The 13,836-nt window shown below is 46.5% G+C and carries 11 protein-coding genes and 1 pseudogene; 3 read left to right on the top strand and 9 right to left on the bottom strand.

Annotation, left to right across the window (positions count from 1 at the left end; genetic code table 11):
• Positions 1–767: ABC transporter ATP-binding protein (locus AC1DUA_RS15695; protein WP_477500661.1), on the bottom strand; the 767-nt coding region annotated here is incomplete at its 3' end.
• Between the two features lie 381 nt (positions 768–1,148).
• On the opposite strand from AC1DUA_RS15695, the gene AC1DUA_RS15690 reads away from it, so the two are divergent.
• The 3 genes from AC1DUA_RS15690 to AC1DUA_RS15680 all read left to right on the top strand — a co-directional run bounded on the left by AC1DUA_RS15690 (position 1,149) and on the right by AC1DUA_RS15680 (position 5,127).
• Complete coding sequence (locus AC1DUA_RS15690) at positions 1,149–2,510, top strand: LLM class flavin-dependent oxidoreductase (RefSeq protein ID WP_477500660.1); 1,362 nt, start codon at positions 1,149–1,151, stop codon at positions 2,508–2,510.
• Positions 2,511–2,576: 66 nt separating this feature from the next.
• Positions 2,577–4,019: an LLM class flavin-dependent oxidoreductase gene (locus AC1DUA_RS15685; protein WP_477500659.1), complete on the top strand. Its 1,443-nt coding sequence runs from the start codon at positions 2,577–2,579 to the stop codon at positions 4,017–4,019.
• Positions 4,020–4,053: 34 nt separating this feature from the next.
• Positions 4,054–5,127: an aliphatic sulfonate ABC transporter substrate-binding protein gene (locus AC1DUA_RS15680; RefSeq protein WP_477500658.1), complete on the top strand. Its 1,074-nt coding sequence runs from the start codon at positions 4,054–4,056 to the stop codon at positions 5,125–5,127.
• A gap of 788 nt (positions 5,128–5,915) precedes the next feature.
• Here AC1DUA_RS15680 and AC1DUA_RS15675 read toward each other — a convergent pair.
• From AC1DUA_RS15675 to AC1DUA_RS15640, 8 genes and pseudogenes are all read right to left on the bottom strand, one after another.
• Positions 5,916–6,749 carry a hypothetical protein gene (locus AC1DUA_RS15675; protein ID WP_477500657.1) on the bottom strand — a complete coding sequence of 278 codons (834 nt, stop codon included), beginning with the start codon at positions 6,747–6,749 and terminating at the stop codon, positions 5,916–5,918.
• Between the two features lie 171 nt (positions 6,750–6,920).
• A complete protein-coding gene (locus AC1DUA_RS15670) occupies positions 6,921–7,877 on the bottom strand; it encodes a sugar-binding transcriptional regulator (protein WP_477500656.1) in 957 nt (318 codons plus the stop codon).
• Positions 7,878–8,091: 214 nt separating this feature from the next.
• Positions 8,092–8,970: a hypothetical protein gene (locus AC1DUA_RS15665; protein WP_477500655.1), complete on the bottom strand. Its 879-nt coding sequence runs from the start codon at positions 8,968–8,970 to the stop codon at positions 8,092–8,094.
• Between the two features lie 29 nt (positions 8,971–8,999).
• A complete protein-coding gene (locus AC1DUA_RS15660) occupies positions 9,000–9,914 on the bottom strand; it encodes a TIGR03943 family putative permease subunit (protein WP_477500654.1) in 915 nt (304 codons plus the stop codon).
• 36 nt (positions 9,915–9,950) lie between these two features.
• Positions 9,951–10,994: a permease gene (locus AC1DUA_RS15655; RefSeq protein ID WP_477500653.1), complete on the bottom strand. Its 1,044-nt coding sequence runs from the start codon at positions 10,992–10,994 to the stop codon at positions 9,951–9,953.
• Between the two features lie 40 nt (positions 10,995–11,034).
• Positions 11,035–12,234 carry a HupE/UreJ family protein gene (locus AC1DUA_RS15650; protein ID WP_477500652.1) on the bottom strand — a complete coding sequence of 400 codons (1,200 nt, stop codon included), beginning with the start codon at positions 12,232–12,234 and terminating at the stop codon, positions 11,035–11,037.
• A gap of 88 nt (positions 12,235–12,322) precedes the next feature.
• The gene (locus AC1DUA_RS15645) at positions 12,323–12,709 is read right to left on the bottom strand and encodes an S-layer homology domain-containing protein (protein WP_477500662.1); all 387 of its coding nucleotides are present in this window, start codon (positions 12,707–12,709) and stop codon (positions 12,323–12,325) included.
• A gap of 33 nt (positions 12,710–12,742) precedes the next feature.
• Positions 12,743–13,777 (bottom strand): annotated as a pseudogene (locus AC1DUA_RS15640) (Ig-like domain-containing protein); the annotation flags it as partial.
• Positions 13,778–13,836: the final 59 nt, after the last annotated feature.

The raw sequence follows: 13,836 nt of genomic DNA, 5'->3' as shown, positions 1-13,836 counted from the left end.
CTGTCGATCAGCTCTAATTCATCGATGGGTTCAAATTCACTGAGCACCAGCTTGCGCAGCTCTTGGAACGAAACGGTCGTCTTTTTACGTGGATAGGGCAGATCGACTTGAATGATGTTACGGATTGTGCCTGGACGCGCATCCATCACGACGACTCGGGTAGCCAGAAACACAGCCTCATCGATATCATGCGTAACAAGTATCATCGTTGTCCGATTCTTCTCCCAGATGTCGAGCGCAACCTCTTGCAAATGCGAACGCGTGAAGGCGTCGAGCGCCCCAAACGGTTCATCCAACAGGAGCACCTTCGGATTACGGAGCAGAGCTCTTGCAATCGCGACTCGCTGGGACATGCCTCCCGATAGCTCCCTCGGGTACGATCTCTCGAAGCCTTGCAGCCTCACAAGCTCGATCAAGCGATCTACACGCGCCCTGACGTCAGGATCTTTCAGGCTAAGATCAGCAGCGATATTTTTCTCAACAGTCAACCAAGGAAATAAGCGATGCTCCTGAAAAATAAATCCTTTATCAATACCAGGTTTTTCTACCTGTTTCTGTTCGAGAAGCACTTTTCCATTATGATCAGTATCCAGACCTGCGATGATTTTGAGCAATGTGCTTTTACCGCAGCCGCTTGGACCTATAATCGTTATAAATTCACCTTCTTTAATTTTTAATTGAATGTTATGAAGTGCTTCAACCCGGTGTCCTTGAGGCGTCTGGAACCATTTGCTCGGTAAATCGATGTCTAGTGAAAGTACGCTCATCAAGCTTTCCCCCTTCAACCATTTATTCAATCCAATTATTCAATTATAAAAAAAGAGACCCCCATAAGAATCCCCTTACGGGGAAGTCAGGAAGTCTCCAGATACCTGGTCGACACGATTCAATTTCGATTTAATTCATAGTGATTAACTTGGATATAAGGGGATCATATCATCACAAATTTTGGAAGTCAACCCTCTAATTCATATATAACCCACTTGTTTTATCGGAATTAATATGCTAGCATAACTAATCAATAACCCATACAGCCCATTGGTCCACCAAAGGCTCTCCAAGCACCGCTCTTAAGCGGCAAGCTTGTGAGGGCCTTTTGGTATACACGGGGGCTTATATGTAAGGACATTATATTGGAGGGATGAAGGATGAGTACACCAGAGCAGCGACAACTGCATCTAGGAGCATTTCTATTTCAAGTGGGCCACCACGTAGCGTCTTGGCGTTATCCGGATACTGATGCCCAAGGCATTCTACAGCATGAGTTTTACGAGCATTTTGCCCAAACAGCGGAACGCGGCAAGTTCGATATGATTTTCCTCGCAGATACACTTGCGGTTGTTGATCGTTTTAAGACGAACATCAAGCATACCGTGACCGTTCGGCCCGAACCCATTACACTGCTTTCCTATCTGGCAGGCGTTACTGAACATATCGGATTGGCCGCAACCRTATCTACTTCGTATCATGAGCCGTACAACTTAGCACGCGAATTCTCTTGCTTGGATCACTTGAGCGGAGGACGCGCTGCGTGGAATGTCGTGACCTCAGGCCGAGATGAAGAGGCCCATAATTTCAGTCAAGGCCGTCACCTCGCCCATGATAAAAGATATGAACGAGCACGTGAATTCGTTGATGTCGTCACCTCCCTCTGGGACAGCTGGGAAGATGGCGCCATTGTGGCTGACAAAGAAAATGGCATTTTCGCTGATCCAAGCAAAGTGCATGAGCTGAATCACCGCGGGGAATTTTTCGCTGTACGTGGCCCTTTGAACTTGCCGCGCTCACCGCAAGGCAGACCCGTTGTGATTCAAGCGGGAGCATCGGAAACAGGGAAGCACCTAGCCGCCCAGACGGCGGAGGTCGTGTTCACAGCATGGCAAACACTGGAGGAAGCGCAGCTATTTTACCGCAGCGTCAAGGAGCTAGCTGTCACTTATGGCAGATCGCCGAATGACATCCTTATCATGCCGGGCATTTTCCCGGTCATTGGAGCAACTGAAGAAGAGGCGCGCGAGAAAGAAGCGCTTCTCCAATCCCAAGTGCTGCCAGCCGTTGGATTATCCATGCTCTCTGCCTCGCTGAATGTTGACTTGACCGGCTATCCGCTTGATGGCCCGCTGCCTGATCTTCCTGAGCTGCAGCAGGTGAATGGCGGCAAAAGCCGCTTCCAGCTCGTCTCCGATATGGCGCGCCGGGAAGGCTTGACGATCCGCCAATTGATGTACCGAGTGACGGGTGCTCGTGGTCACCGCACCATTTATGGCACACCAGTCCAGATAGCCGATCAGCTTGAAGAATGGTTCAAGGGAGGCGCTTGCGATGGCTTTAATATCATGCCGCCTTATTTGCCGGGAGGTTTGGAAGAATTCGTGGATCTCGTCATTCCTGAGCTACAGCACAGAGGGTTGTTTCGCACAGAGTATGAAGGAACCACGTTGCGTGATCATCTAGGACTGACTAGACCGCAAAGCCGATTTCAAACGGCTGAATCTGTAAGTGGGTATTAAGTGATAAATGATGAGTGCTGAGTGATAAGAGATAATTACGCATTGAGAATTGGGGGGAATGTATCAATGGGAACTAACCATGGGCAAAGACAGCTTCATCTTGGGGCTTTTATATTTGGTGTAGGCCATCATATTGCGGCTTGGCGCTATCCTTTGACAGATACAGGCGGGCTATTGAAGCTTGATTTCTACAAGCAATTTGCCCAAACAGCGGAACGCGGCAAGTTCGACCTCGTTTTTATCGAAGACATCCCCGTGCTTCCGGAGCCGCTGAACAGAGCCGTCCAGTATACGCTTCCGGTCCGGGCGGAACCGTTGACCCTGCTGTCTGCGTTGGCCTCGGTCACCAAGAAGATCGGTCTTGTCGGAACCGTATCGACCACCTATAGTGAACCCTTTCATGTGGCGCGTAAATTCGCTTCCCTCGATCATTTGAGCGGCGGGCGGGCAGGCTGGAATGCTGTCACAACCAGTATGGAAAATACGGCCAAAAACTTCGGCCGCGACCATCACTTAGATCACTCCCTCCGTTACGAGCGAGCCAACGAATTCGTTGATGTCGTAACAGCTCTCTGGGACAGCTGGGAAGAAGGCGCTCTCCTTATTAATAAAGCAACCGGCGAATTCGCTGATCCGGATAAAGTCCATGCGATTAATCATGTTGGCGAACACTTTTCTGTACGTGGCCCCTTGAATGTTCACCGTTCCGTGCAGGGACGCCCCGTTGTCGTGCAGGCGGGTTCTTCCACGACGGGTCAAGCTTTTGCTGCTCAGACGGCTGAGGTCGTTTTCACCGCGTGGCAGACATTGGAAGAAGCGCAAAGCTTCTATGCTTCCCTCAAAGGCCAGCTCCCTACTTACGGACGTTCTCCGGATGAGCTGAAAATATTACCAGGCGTCCTGCCCTTCATCGGCGCGACAGAGGAAGAAGCGAAATCGAAGGAAGCCGAATTTCAGAATCTTGTCCTCCCTGCCGTCGGTCTAGGGATGGTGCAGAACATTCTGAGAGTCGATCTTTCCGGCTATCCGCTGGATGGACCACTGCCTGAGTTGCCGGATGCCACCGATATTAATGGTGGCAAAAGCCGCTACCAGCTGCTGCTGGATATGGCTCGCAGAGAGCATCTCACGATTCGCCAGCTCATCCACCGGGTTACCGGTGCCCGCGGACATCGAACCATTGCTGGAACGCCTGTCCAAATTGCGGACCAATTAGAGGAATGGTTCGTGAAGGAAGCCTGCGACGGCTTCAACATTATGCCACCTTATTTGCCCGGCGGGCTGGATGAATTCGTCGACCTCGTCATTCCGGAATTGCAGCGGCGCGGCTTATTCCGTACCGAGTATACGGGGCGTACGCTGCGCGATCACCTTGGATTGGGGGAGCCTGCGAACCGCTTTGCTCAGCGCTCGGCGTCTGCGGTAGTGACAGAGGCAGAGCTAATAGCAGCGGCAGGAACAGAGCTAGCATCAGCGTCAGGTCAAGCATCAGCAACATYTGCTCACTAAACATCAGTTTTATTAGGAGAGGGGTCATATCCGTATGAAACAGAAATCATTTTATAATAAAAGCTTATCCTTTCTGGCGATTATCACGTTAGTCCTTTTATCTGCATGCGGGGCCAAAACGGCGGGCGCTCCGACTAGCGGCGGAACTACGGCTCAAGGCGGGGCTTCCGCTACGCAAAGCAGCAATGCGGCATCTACTCCGGCTGCTGCGAAAGAGAAGGTCACAGTGAACATCGGCATCCAAGGCAAGACAGGCGTCCTGAACTTCGCTCGTGAGAAGGGATACTTCGAGAAAGCATTCACTGCTGTTGGCGCGGAAGTCAAATGGAATGAGTTTGCGAGCGGTCCCCCGCATTTCGAAGCCATAGCGGCAGGTAGGCTCGATTTTGGCGCCACTGGTGGAACTCCCCTGATTTCTGGTCAAGTCGGTGGGGTTGATTTTAAAGGCATCGCTGTAACAAGTGACGGCAAAAAGGGCAACATGATTATCGTGCCGAAAAATAGTCCCATCAAGGAACTAAAAGATCTGAAAGGCAAAAAAGTTGCCGTAGCCAAAGGCAGCAGCGCCTATAACTTCCTGTACATGGCCATCGATAAGGCCGGATTAAAAGGCGACGAAGTCAAAGTTATTCAGCTTCAGCCCGATGAAGCCAGACCCGCTCTGGACAGCGGCGCCATCGACGCGTGGTCAATTTGGGAGCCATACGCGACTACAGCCGTGTACCAAACAGGAGCATCTATTTTAGTCACAGGTGAAAATCTCAATATCAACGCGCCTTCCTTCCTGATAGCTCGCACCAAGTTTACACAGGAGCATCCGGATCTTACTGTGCTGTTCCTCAAAACCTACGAAGAAGCACGTAAGTACTACGTCGACCATCAGGATGAAATCGCGGATGAGCTGTCCAAATCGCAGAGGCTGGACAAAGCTATCATCGTCGATGTTTTGAAAAACACATTCCCGATCCTCTCTTCGATTACACCGGAATTTGCCAAAGCGCATCAGGAGCAAGCTGACTTCCTGCAATCCGTCGGCGCCATTACGAAGAAGCTGGACACGTCACAGGTCCTTGAGAGCAAATTCATAGATCAAGCGTTGAAGAAGTAAGCTTTAGGCTGCCTTAAAAGTAGATGCGTCTACTTGCGGGCGGCTTTTTGTTCTGGCTTTTTGTTCTACCACTATTTTGTCCCATGCCACCGCGCAGCGTAGATTAACGGTAGATTTTCAGAGGCTGTCGAGACTTTCTCGACAGCCTGAGATTTTCCATCTATTTCAAGCTGGGCACCCCAATCCGATCGTCCCTCGGAACTGAGCCACTTAGCAGCTAGATTACTTGCTCTTAACGCCGATTACTCCTGCTATTTTCCGCGATTGATCCACTTTTGCCCAATTAACTCCATTTTCTACCTCTAGTATCATCCAGATTATCCAATTTCAACTAGTTCCGACCATTTAGATGGAGTTTCTACCACTATTTTGTCCCCTGCCACCGAGCAGCGTAGATTAACGATAGATTTTCCATCTATTTCAGCTGGGCCACCTCAATCCGATCGTCCCTCGGAACTGAGCCACTTGCATGTAGATTACTTGCTCTTAACGCCGATTACTCCTGCTATTTTCCGCGATTGATCCACTTTCGCCCAATTAACTCCATTTCCTACCTCTAATATCATCCAAATTATCCAATTTCGACTATCGCCGATGATTTAGATGGAGTTTCTACCACTATTTTGTCCCATGCCACCGAGCAGCGTAGATTAACGGTAGATTTTCCATCTATTCGAGCTGAGGCACCCCAATCCAGTAGGAAGAACGGGATTTGGCCGACACAAAACAAAAAAAGACTATCTCATTCAGTCATTTCTGACCAATCAGATAGCCTCGTATCAATGATGTTATGTCGCAGCTGCCTTAGACGCAGCCTCCCGTGCCAACTTCTCCCTGATCTGCACCTTGCGCTCTTCGCGTTCACTCGGCTTCAGCCGTGGGCACGTGTAACAATAACTGCCGCCTTCTGTGCAGTAAAACATGCAACAACCCGACTTCATCCGCAGCTGATTATCCGGTTCACCGGGAGCACCCGGATAATCAAGGTAGATAAACTTTACGTTCAGTGGATTTCCCGCACGTCCGAAAACTTGGCCGTTCAGCTCTTTCGAAACAAACGTCCAATCTTCCTCGATGCGCAATCGCTCCTGCTCGGAACCCGCTTGTTCTATCAAACGGTCGAACATATAACGCATGCGAGTCGGAAACAACTTCCACAAATGTGTAATATCCATACCTGCAGCCAAAGAAGCCGCTTCTACGATGGGACGAATGTGAGTGCCGTACCAGTGGCTTAAGCGCTCTTTGCGCCAAGCGCTACGCTCTCCCTCACGCGGTCCTTCCAGTTGCCGAATATCATGAAGTACATAGCGGAACTCAGCATATCCTTGGTTGTGCTTGTAGATCTGCAGTTTCCAAAGCTCCGGAGCCAAATCAATTAACTCATCTTTCAACACCATCCCATGCATAGCCATGTTCAAAACACTAAGTCTACTTATAAAATACACACAAGCCGCCGCAGGCTCAAGCGCCTTCATGAGCGGCGAGTAAGCGCTAATTAGCTCCTTCATACCAGCCTCTGTAGAAAGACGGCTGCCTGCTATTGTAAATAACGGCTGTGGATGTAACTCCGTAGTAACCCCGAACTGCTCCGCGAGAACATGTTGTACAGATGAACTCATTGTCTGGCCTCCTTCGTGTAGCTCCGGATGATGTAATAACATCCATCCTATTCATAGAGACCATTGTATCATACATGATAATGATTATCATTACTGATTTTCCAAGCCTGCTCATTATTTTTTAACAGACGTTTAGGACAGACTTTAACTATTATCTACTAAAAAAAGCCTCTATGTGCTTATACACAGGGCTAGTGAGTGAATTTTTATTACTTCTGATGTACCCTGTCGGCCTCCATAGCTCCACTGGCAATTGCGGACACTGTAGATGGCTTCCACCTTCTTCATGCCGCCAGCGACGAGAATCGATTTCTCTTTTGTTCGCAATTCGGCAAGATCGATACCAATCGTACGAAGATTCAACTCTTCACTGCAAACTTGGCCATCCAGATCAATAAATCTAGAGCAAATGTCGCCAGCACCCTTAGCGTGTATGATTTCCAGATCGACTGCGGAGAAGTAATTAGCCTTGATTAGCACCGAGTCTTCCGACGGTACGCCAACGGTGAAAACTGCGATATTCGCGCGTTTTCCGATTTCAAGAATTTTACGTATATGCCGATCCGCCTCAATGGCGTGCTTCACGACAGCGTGATCCACAATTGCAGGTAATGGTAATAAATGCGGAGTCGTGTTGAATGCTTGACCAAAAAGCTGGATGATCTCGGATGCGTACGTATTCGTCTCCGAATAGCTGACACCACCGTTCAGTTGAACGACGGTCACATCCTTCACAAGTTTATTCGGCAAATGGATGGCTACTTCGTAGAGCGTCGTGCCCCAAGTCATCGCGATCGTATCGCCATCCTTGACGACTTCATCCAAATATTCAGCGGCTGCTTCCCCAATATATTTCTTAACGATATGGTCTTCATATTCAGGAACTGAAGCGACGACCACCTTTTTTAGCCGAAACTTTTCTTCTAACTTTTCGGCTAAAAGCTCTTTATTTTCAATCGGATCTATAATTTTGATTTGGACTATTCCCTCTTCTTTTGCCTGCTGCAAAAATCGGGATACAGTCGGACGAGATACGCCTAACTTCTTGGCTATATCTTGTTGACTATAATCCAATTGGTAGTACATGCGAGCTGCATCTACAATCTTCTCCAGTTTGTCTCCACCCATGTGTCTCCGCCCTCACTATGATATGAAATTTCGTTCATTACCAATTTACATAATTTCACAATTAATTATACGGAGTTTTCCTCATTAAGACAATGCCTTTATGCAAAGAACCTTGTATTTTCGATTCAGCATATTTGGTATATTTTGTAGCACTAAAAAAAGAGCCCATCAAGATACCTGGGCCCATACATATATATGTCCGATTCTCCTGTCCTTACTCAACTGTGAAGCTGCCCTGGAATCCGCTGGGCTCTATCGTAAACGCATAGGTTCCTGGCAACGGATTATTCATCAAGAATACATTGTCACCCTTGGTCAAATCAGCATCAATTCCCAGGGATTCAGATTTAAGCTTCAAGCCTGCTCCGGCATTACCGTCCAGATTGACGATCGCTTTAATCATTTGTTTCGATTTGAAAACCGTATTTTTCGGACTTAGGCCGGAACGGGTCACTTGAATAACAGCTACCTGAAGATCATTATTTTCATCAACTGTCGCGAGCTGCGTTTTCGGTTGGCCGAAAATCCCCGTTTGAATATGATTTTTCTGACTCCACACTCCGCCGCCAAAAGCAATGATCACCGCTGCCAGGATAATTGACCCTGTATAGGAGAAAGTCTTAGGTTTGGTTTTATTTTTGCTGCCTTTGACCGGCTTTCTTTTGATCTCGATTCGATTCGACTGCCATTCAATCCATTTTTGAGTAAGAAACATGAAAATTAGAAATGCAATCGTTGCAGACAGAATCACTTTATTCGATGTGAACACCAGTACACCGAACAGCCCACCTGCCAGCCCACCGCCACACCCTGCTAAGATGCCATTTATTGCTGTTTGAAAGCTAAACGTTTTGCCAGCCAAAAAGCCCGAGGCAAGGACAAATAAAGCGGTAATAAGAACCGACTGCGCCATGTTGGATCCTAATACCTGCGCGGATACAAAGCCCATAGCTGTACTTCCTATTAGCGCAATCAACATAGCAAAAATCGCGCCAACTTCAACTTTTATTCTAGCTTTTCGGCGGAATAAATAAAAAATACTATATCCGGTATAAAGAACAATAAGGATTAGACTTCCCAGACTCAACAGCATGTCCACACCTCCTTCTGACAATATCGAATTTACAATTTAGATGCAAAATCCCAATCCGGGTATATGTACGGCACGCTTGCTGCCGTCGCAGGTTCTACTTTATCGATAATAATTTTCATAACCTTCTGTTCATGATAAATCGTTTGATCGATCGTACCCGTTATCGTGACCCATGAATCGTTCGCGTATTGAGCTGCACTCGCAGTCTCGGTAATAATGCCATATGGTGAAATATCCGCAATACAATGCGTCATCGCCATCCGTCCAATAATGAACTGATTGTCAGGCATCCCGCCTTCTCGATAAACAAATCCTGTAATTTTAATCGACTTGCCTTGAAAATTATCAACAAACATATTCATGGCTTGCAATTTTTCGATATACCATTCGTCTTTCATTTCGACTTCATTTTGCTTATATAAAAGCATGCCCAGTTTTGCATAATTCCGATTGTATACCGCCGTTTTAAACTTTTCCTTCAGTACGGGATCTTCATTGCTGTCCACTTCAACCAAATCGGCAGGAGCCGAATTAGCATTCACCGCCATTCCCCCGAGATTCATGCCTTTCTGCTGAGCGAGCGAACCGGCAAGTGCCGTATTCGGCAATGCTGCTCCAAACACCAACGGAAGGAGAAACAAACCATAGATGACGATATTTTTGCCTAGTGAACGTGGTGGCTCGTGACTATGCCCGTGATCGTGATCATGATCGCAATTGCATACGATAACTGTACGCCTCATCGAAAGAAAAGAAATGTAAAATTGAAAAATAGCGACAATAAAAAGTCCCGCTGCAGCAGCTTTTAAATAAATGATTAGCTTCGGTGTTACATAAAGGAGAATCTCTCCTGATCCGACCAAATACACGATCAATATCGCAAAGCCCAGCAAGATCACAGCTCTTAAATAGTTGTGAATGACTGCCGCATTTACCTTGAACATTTGGAAGCTCCCCCATCCATAGTTGCAAATCTCTACTTATTTTAAAATGAAAGCTTCCAGCAGCGTTGTCCCTGCATAGACGAAAACAATGACGAGCAGGCTAAGTATGGCAATAAATTTTTTCTTAAAAACTGCCGACATCATCAAAAGCCCTTTCAAATTCAGCATAGGTCCCAAAACCATGAAGGCGACAAGCGACCCTGGCGAAAATGTCGTTTGAAAGGATTGCGCAACAAAAGCATCCGACGTGGAGCACAATGACAATAAGAAACCAAGTCCCATCATCAATAAATTAGTGCTTGCCTGACCATGACCCAAAGCTAGAAGATTATCCTTGGACATAAAAGTCTGTAGCAGTCCCACAAGGACCGCTCCGAAGAGCAAAAATTTTCCCATCTCAAAAAATTCACTAACCGTATGGCCCATTACTTCGACAAGCTTGTTCGGACGTTCATGGCTATGCCCGTGCTCGTGTGTAGGTTCGTGCCCATGGCTTCCATGCTTGTGCACCGATTGTAGCGTATGCTTTAATTGATCCGGATGAATGAACTTATAAACAATTAATCCGATGACAAGGGCAACGATAAAAGCAAGGCCCATGCGAGAATACACAATTTCCGGCCGAGTACGAAAAGCTACGAACGTAGACCAGAATACGATCGGATTCAGGATCGGACCAACCAAGATAAACGTTGTTGCCACATATAAAGGCATTCCTTTTTGAATCAGATTCCTTATCGCGGGAACCATGCCGCATTCGCAGATCGGGAAAATGATGCCCAAAATGCTAGCCGTGATAATACCCAAAATCGGATTTTTAGGAATCATTTTACGAATGGTATGATCAGAAACAAATACTTGCAGCAGAGCTGAAATAAGCACACCGATCAGAATAAATGGCATAGCTTCTAGGATGATGCTTATAAACATCGTTTTGAAAATTTGTAGTTTCGGATTATTTAATACTGTTCCAGGAGCTTTGGTAGAGAAGAAGTATAAGAATGCGATAAAAGCTAGACAAAGACCGGCGAGCATATTGCTGTTCCACATTGATTTCGTCTGCACTGCCGTATTTTGCAAGGAACTTCCCCCTACCTATTTCAATTTATATGCTCTTTATCTATGTGAAAAGCCTTTCAACCAGCCAAATCCCGCCTAGTACTAGCACGATGCCGGAAGCCGCAACAACGGCGCGTCTCGATAATTTCCAACGGTGAAGGAAGTATAGCAGCGGTAATAATAAAGCTACGAGCGTAATTTGCACTGCTTCGATTCCGAGATTGAAACTGATCAAATCCACAGCTAGTTCATTTTGTGGTATGACCATTTCCTTCATAATGTCCGCAAATCCCATTCCATGGATTAGTCCGAATAAGAAAGTCAGGACCCAGCGGTGACTTACCTGTTTACGAATCATATTATCGACAGCTACATAACAAATGCTCAGCGCAATTGCGGGCTCTACGATATAAGCCGGGACATTGATAATACCAAGCACAGTTAAAGTTAATGTAAAGCTATGAGCCACAGTAAAAGCTGTGATCATTGTTGCGTATTGTTTGAAAGATTGTCTTGCAATGAGAAGCGAAAATAGGAATAGCAGATGATCATAACCCGTTAAAATATGGTTCATCCCAAGCTTGAAAAAGGAGAGCCATCCTGAAGTTGATTGAAAATCGGTATTGTCTGCTGCTGCCACTTGCGATTGAGGATTTATATTCGTATCCATCATACTCTGCGCCGGTTGGTTGTCCTGAAGCAATTTCGCATACTCGTCGGATGTCATCAGCATAAGCCAATTACGTTCTTTACCGGATAGTGCAGCCGTGCTCTTTTGAGTTCCATATTCAATCGTCAACAAGTTTACATAATTTGTTTTCACATCATTTTCATATTGTTTATCGGTTAGGGAAATGGCATCATTTGCAGATACCGGTGGATACACAACTTTCAGAATAACTTTCGTTGCGTCGCCTTTGCGATCAAGAATAAAGCTCTCCACTTGGGTCCAAGCTTTAGGCTGATTGTTAACTTTCAAAGTGACACTATCCTTGAACATCGCCAGGACTTTGTCTTTCATCGCATCGAATTCTTCCTGCTCGATCATTTGATTCTTATTCAGATCGCCGCCGACTAACTCGATTACGGACAATTCATCCAAGGCATAAGTCATTTCCGTCTGCGTCTTTGTCAGCGTTAAAGTCGTATAGGCCGCACTGTACGCATGGGCTTCAACGATTTGCTTGAATGGAACAATGAACAGCAGAAGTACAAGCAACAGCGACACATTGAAACGACGTAAAAGTTTTAACTGAAACATGGTTTCCCCCATAATCTAGATTGTTTCACAAGAATTCAGAATGCCATTCTTGTGAATGGCATTCTGTTTCTCTCCTTGCAATGAACCGTTATTTTGAAATTACGTTATAAATGACTTGAGCGGCTTCGGCTCGGGTTGTGATGCCTTTCGGATCAAATCTCCCTGCGGAGCGGCCTTGTACAAGTTGAAGTTCAGCTGCTTGATTCAAATATGGAATAGCCCAAGTTGAAACTTCAGTTTCATCCGTAAACTTCACACTCGTCTTACCTTCCGATTGGCTGCCATGACCTGCGGCATAAGCGCGCATCATCATCGTCACCATTTCCTCGCGGGTAATCTGCGCATTGGGAYCAAAAGCTGTTTCACTCTTACCGTTTACGATACCTGCTTTGACCGCAATGGCAATTGCTTCTGCATACCAGTCACCTGTTTGCACATCCGCGAACGAAATTTTACCGGCAATTGTCAGTTTCATAGCTCTGACTAATAGTGCCGTAAACTCGGCACGAGTTACATTGCGTCCCGGTTCAAACGTTGTTTCGCTTGTTCCGCTCACAATTTGTTTCGCAGCCAATTCTTTGATGACACCTGCTGCCCAATGGTCATTCGGTACATCGGCAAAGGATTTGGTCACTTCCAGAACGGCATACTTACTAAAGTGGCTGATTTGTGCAATCATTTCGCCATTCTCGTAGCGACCGCCAATGAATTCAAGTTTGCCATCCTCTGCAATGTAGTAGACTCCCGCTAATTTTGGATTAATAGATGCGTCTACTTTAAAATGAATCGTCATCGGTTGGTCGAAATTCGATAACTCTGCGACTATCGACCCATCTGATCTTGTAACAGACAGCTTGAATTCATAAATTTCTCCTGCAAGTTTGATATCCGAATTCGTTGCGTTTTGTCCTTTGGAGATAACATCATTCGCTTCAGACGCCGAAATTGGCTTGAATTTCAAGGAAATGAAGCTGTCTTTCAGTACGTCAGCCGAAACTTGACTTGTCAGTTTCTTAATAAGATCAGAAGGTATTTCCATCGTTACTTTATCCGATTTCACTTCAAGCATATTTTGTGCAAGCAGATCGGCTGTGTTCGATGGGAGCTTGACTTCCGTCGTATTAGCTGGCAAATCTACCGTGCTTTTTCCATTTGCACTGTTTTTGATCGTGTCTGCAGGCACGCTGACTTGCCCTGATGTGTCTTTCACGTCAGTAGATGTGCCAGGATTAACATTGCCACCGTTAGCAGAGCCACTTAAGCCATTGTCGTCTTTCGTGCCACCACTTGAGCTATCGTTTGACGCTGCACTCACAGTTACAACACTTGTTGCCATAAACCCACCATCTTCGGTCGTTACCGTAATCGTAGCCGTTCCAGCTGTAACTGCCGTCACCTTACCTGTAGCATTATCTACAGTTGCTACTTCTGGCTTGTCCGATTTCCAGGTTACTGCTTTGTTCGTCGCATCTGCTGGTGTAATTGTTGCTGCCAGCGTTTGCGTGCCTCCTATTGTGAGAGCAACCGTATTTGTATCTACGGAAACGCCTGTTACCTTAACGACACCACTTGACGCCTGTTACCTTAACGACACCACTTGAC

Source organism: Paenibacillus sp. 01T422, assembly GCF_056398785.1.
Note: the sequence above shows the minus strand (reverse complement) of the source record. Positions and strands in the feature narration are given on the sequence as shown.

Bases quoted from the DNA above. Each gene is read 5' to 3' on its own strand.
- AC1DUA_RS15660 (WP_477500654.1), bottom strand. From the start codon at position 9,914: ATGTTCAAGGTAAATGCGGCAGTCATTCACAACTATTTAAGAGCTGTG.
- AC1DUA_RS15650 (WP_477500652.1), bottom strand. From the start codon at position 12,234: ATGTTTCAGTTAAAACTTTTACGTCGTTTCAATGTGTCGCTGTTGCTT.
- AC1DUA_RS15665 (WP_477500655.1), bottom strand. From the start codon at position 8,970: ATGCTGTTGAGTCTGGGAAGTCTAATCCTTATTGTTCTTTATACCGGA.
- AC1DUA_RS15680 (WP_477500658.1), top strand. From the start codon at position 4,054: ATGAAACAGAAATCATTTTATAATAAAAGCTTATCCTTTCTGGCGATT.
- AC1DUA_RS15675 (WP_477500657.1), bottom strand. From the start codon at position 6,749: ATGAGTTCATCTGTACAACATGTTCTCGCGGAGCAGTTCGGGGTTACT.
- AC1DUA_RS15670 (WP_477500656.1), bottom strand. From the start codon at position 7,877: ATGGGTGGAGACAAACTGGAGAAGATTGTAGATGCAGCTCGCATGTAC.